The 4323-nt window shown below is 72.1% G+C and carries 3 protein-coding genes and 2 pseudogenes; 2 read left to right on the top strand and 3 right to left on the bottom strand.

Annotated features, from left to right (window positions below; genetic code table 11):
* Positions 1–232: pseudogene (locus GA0115259_RS31465) on the bottom strand (oxidoreductase); the annotation flags it as partial.
* Between the two features lie 80 nt (positions 233–312).
* Between GA0115259_RS31465 and GA0115259_RS31460 the strand changes: the two are divergent.
* Entirely contained in the window at positions 313–1542 is a 1230-nt protein-coding gene (locus GA0115259_RS31460; RefSeq protein WP_107469312.1) for a threonine aldolase family protein, read from the top strand.
* Between the two features lie 169 nt (positions 1543–1711).
* On the opposite strand, the gene GA0115259_RS31455 is transcribed toward GA0115259_RS31460, so the two are convergent.
* Complete coding sequence (locus GA0115259_RS31455; RefSeq protein ID WP_093603282.1) at positions 1712–2383, bottom strand: response regulator transcription factor; 672 nt, start codon at positions 2381–2383, stop codon at positions 1712–1714.
* A gap of 97 nt (positions 2384–2480) precedes the next feature.
* Positions 2481–3680, bottom strand: a complete 1200-nt coding sequence (locus GA0115259_RS31450) for a sensor histidine kinase (protein WP_093603280.1) — start codon at positions 3678–3680, stop codon at positions 2481–2483.
* 135 nt (positions 3681–3815) lie between these two features.
* Between GA0115259_RS31450 and GA0115259_RS31445 the strand changes: the two are divergent.
* Positions 3816–4323: pseudogene (locus GA0115259_RS31445) on the top strand (hypothetical protein); the annotation flags it as partial.

The raw sequence follows: 4323 nt of genomic DNA, 5'->3' as shown, positions 1-4323 counted from the left end.
GGGCCGCCGCCCGCCGTACGGACGCGTCGGAGACTCCGGAGACGGCGACCGGCCGGTGCCCGGCGAGCCGGAGCGCCGCGGCGAGCGCCGGCCCGACGCGGCCCGCTCCCACGACACCGACGGTGAGCCGGGCGGGACGGTCCCGGGGATCGAGAGGTTCCTGTGCTGCTGGATTCACGCGGCGGGGCCTTCCGTTCCAGTCCGCGGGGGGTACCGGACGATTTCTCGCCATGCTACGCCAGCGTTCCGCCCTGCCACTTGGCTGTCCACAGGCTGTGGGCGGCGGGCGGCGCGTGGGCCATGATGCGGGTCATGGAACAGACGAACCAGCAGGCCGAACAGGCGGGGACCGACGACGGAAAGACGACGGCGGACGCCGCACGCCACCGCAGGATGGCCGCGTGGCGGGCGTCCGAGCGCGTGCTGACGCGGCCCGGTATGAACCAGCGGCTCGGCGAGCAGCTCGCCGCCCTGGCGGCGGACGCGAAATCGGTCCACGATCTGGACGACTGGACGGATCTGTACGGGAACGGAGTCGTCGCCGAGCTGGAACAGCGGGTGGCCTCGCTGCTCGGCTTCCCGGCCGCGGCCTTCTTCCCGACGGGCACGATGGCGCAGCAGGTGGCGCTCCGGTGCTGGGCGGGACGTACCGGCAACGCGACGGTGGCACTGCATCCGCTCGCGCATCCGGAGGTCCATGAGGGCGGTGCGCTGTCGGCCGTCAGCGGACTGCGTACGGTCCATCCGACCACCGAGCCCCGGCTGCCGACCGCCGAGGAGATCCAGGAGCTGGCCGATCCGTTCGGCACGCTGATGCTGGAGCTGCCTCTGCGCGACGCGGGCTTCGTCCTGCCGACCTGGGACGAACTGGTCGCGGTGGTGAACGCGGCGCGCGAGCGGGACGCGGTGGTGCACTTCGACGGCGCGCGCCTGTGGGAGTGCGAGCCGCACTTCGATCACAGCCTGGCGGAGATCGCGGGTCTCGCGGACAGCGTGTACGTGTCCTTCTACAAGTCCCTGGACGGCCTGTCCGGCGCGGCGCTGGCCGGTCCGCGGGAGCTGGTGGAGGAAGCCCGGCTCTGGCGCCACCGCTACGGAGGCCAGCTCTTCCAGCAGTTCCCGGCGGCGCTGTCGGCCCTGCTCGGCCTGGAGCGCGAACTGCCACGGCTGCCGTCGTACGTCGCCCACGCGCGCGTGGTCGCCGCGGCGCTGACGGAGGGCTTCGCGGCGTCGGGGGCGCCCTGGTTCCGCGTCCACCCGGAGCCGCCGCACACCCACCAGTTCCAGGTCTGGCTGCCGTACGCGCCGGAGGCGCTGAACGAGGCGGCGGTGCGTCAGGCGGAGGAGACCAAGACCACACTCTTCCGCGTCTGGTCGGCGCCGCCGTCGGGCCCACCGGGCGTCTCCTACACGGAGGTAACGGTCACAGAACCGGGCCTGACCTGGACCCCGGACGACGTACGCACGGCGGTAACGGACTTCCTGACGCGCCTGCCTCTGGGCCAGGCGGCCGTTCCGTCCTCAATCGCCGGACGGGCTTGAATTCGGCCCGCAGCCGGGCGTCCCAACCGTCTGGGAGCCCGGAGCCGGGGCGGGCCGTTCCGTCCTCAAACGCCGGACGGGCTGGGTAGGTGGCATGCCGTCCGGACATGTACCTCCGGAGGCCCCGGCACCCGCACCACCCACCCACCGCACCCCGCACCACGACCCCCTAGCCGGGAGGCGACCCCGCTCGGACCAGGCCCGTTTCGTACGCCAGCACCACCACCTGCACCCTGTCCCGCAGCCCCAGCTTCGTCAGAATCCGGCCGACATGCGTCTTCACGGTCGCCTCCGAGAGCACCAGCCGCCCCGCGATCTCCCCGTTCGACAAGCCCTGCGCCACCAGCAGCATCACCTCGCGCTCGCGCCCGGTGAGCCGGTCCAGCTCCTTGTGCTGCGGCTTGGTGCTCGTCGGGAGCATCGGCGAGAAGCGGTCGAGCAGCCGCCGAGTCGTGGACGGGGCCACCACCGCGTCACCGCTGTGCACCGAGCGGATCGCGCTCAGCAGTTCGCCGGGCGGCACGTCCTTGAGCATGAAGCCGCTGGCCCCGGCCTTGAGCCCGGAGAAGGCGTACTCGTCCAGGTCGAAGGTGGTCAGGATGAGCACCTTCGGCGCGCCCGGTTCCGCGCAGATCCGGCGGGTCGCCTCGACGCCGTCGAGCCTGGGCATCCGTACGTCCATCAGTACGACGTCCACCGTGGTGGCGCGGAGCTTCTCGATCGCCTCCGCGCCGTCCCCGGCCTCCGCGACGACCTCCATGTCCGGCTGCGCGGCCAGCACCATACGGAAACCGGTGCGCAGCAGCACCTGGTCGTCGACGAGCATCACGCGGATCGGCAGGATCGGCATCTGCGGGTTCCTTGTCCGGTAGGAGGGGAGGGGCCGGTAGGAGCGGAAGATGGACGCCGGGCGGGCGCCCGAAAGGCGCCCTCAACGGCTAGTGCGCGGGCTTCAGCGGGAGCAGCGCGCTGATCCGGAAGCCGCCGCCCGGCCGCGGTCCGGCGTCGAGCGTGCCGCCCACCATCCCGACCCGCTCCCGCATCCCGATCAGCCCGTGACCGCGCCCGTCGGCCCCGCCGTCCTCGTACAGTTCGTGCGCCGCGCCCCGGCCGTCGTCCTCGACGAGCAGTCCGAGCCCGTCGTCGAAGTAGACCAGCCGCACACTGGCGCCGACATCGGGTCCGCCGTGCTTGCGGCTGTTGGTGAGGGCCTCCTGCACGATGCGGTACGCGGTCAGCTCCACACCGCTGGGCAGCGGCCGTGGAGTGCCCTCGATCTTGAAGTCCACGCTGAGTCCCGCGCCGCGCACCTTCTCGACCAGCTCCTCTATCTGCCCGACATCGGGCTGCGGTACGTACTCGCCGCCCTCCTTGGTGTCGCCGGTCCGCAGCACGCCGAGCAGTCTGCGCATCTCGGCCAGCGCCTGCCGGCCGGTGCTCGAAATGGTCTCCAGGGCCTCCTTGGCCTGGTCGGGCGCGGCATCCAGCACATAGGCCGCGCCGTCCGCCTGGACCACCATCACCGAGACATTGTGCGCGACGACATCGTGCAGCTCACGGGCGATCCGGGCGCGCTCGGCGGCCACCGCCACCTTCGCCTGCGCCTCGCGCTCCTTCTCCAGCCGGGTGGCGCGCTCCTCCAGCTGGTCGAAGTAGGCGCGGCGGGTACGGACGGAGTCGCCCAGCACCCAGGCCAGGGCGAAGGGCACGCCCATGACGACGGCCACGACGACCCGGCCCGCGGTGCTCGTCCCGGCCTCGGGCCAGCGCACCTGGGAGATCGGCGCGGCGAGCAGCCCGCCGGTCAGCGCGAGCTGGGAGGCCCAGCGCGGGCCGCCCTGGGCCGAGACGGTGTAGATGGCCACCAGCATCGCGAAGTCGGCCGGATTGGCCGCCACGTCCAGCACGACCTGGGCCAGCCCCAGGCTCAGCACGAACAGCAGCGTCTTCTCGGGTGCGCGGCGGCGCAGCGCCACGGACAGGCTCAGCAGCGCGACCGTCACGATGGCGACCAGTCGCGGTCCGACACCCACGACCTGCTGGACCACCCACAACAGAGAGAACCCGAAGAGCAGGACAGCCCAGAAGCTGTCGACGCCCGTCGGGTGTCTGCGGAGAAAGTCGTAGAAGCGCTGCACGTAACCCAGCGTAGGTAAGCGGAAACGGCGGACGGGTCAACCGGAGGGTCGATCCGGTCGGCGGAAGCGTACTCCCCAAGGTGGAGACTTGGCTCCGTGACGGATGAGACGTGTAAGTCGCAGGAGGTTCGCGGCATGTCGCGGGAGGTTCGCGGCATACGGTACGGGCCCGGGCCGCGGCGCTGGCGCGTGGCCGCCGAGGACGCGCTGTACGGTCCCGGCGGCTTCTATCTGCGGCCCGAGGGACCGGCCGGGCACTTCCGTACCTCGGTGCACGCCTCTCCGCTCTTCGCCGCCGCCGTCGCCCGGCTTCTCATGGCGACCGCCGAGCGGCTCGGTACGGCGGACGAGGTCGCGCTCGTCGACATCGGCGCGGGCCGCGGTGAGCTGCTGACCGGAATCCTGGCCGCGCTTCCCGCCGGGCTCGCGGTCCGGCCGTACGCCGTGGAGCGCGCGCCGCGTCCCGTGGGCCTGGATCCGCGTATCGAGTGGTGCGCCGAACCGCCCGCCGGGATCAGCGGGCTGGTCTTCGCGAACGAGTGGCTGGACAACGTCCCTGTCGACATCGCGAAGACCGGTGCCGACGGAACCGTACGGTATGTCCTGGTACGACCGGACGGTACCGAGGAGCCGGGCGAGCCGG

The organism is Streptomyces sp. MnatMP-M17 (assembly GCF_900091995.1).
GTDB lineage: Bacteria > Actinomycetota > Actinomycetes > Streptomycetales > Streptomycetaceae > Streptomyces.
This window is presented reverse-complemented; position numbering and strand designations above follow the sequence as displayed.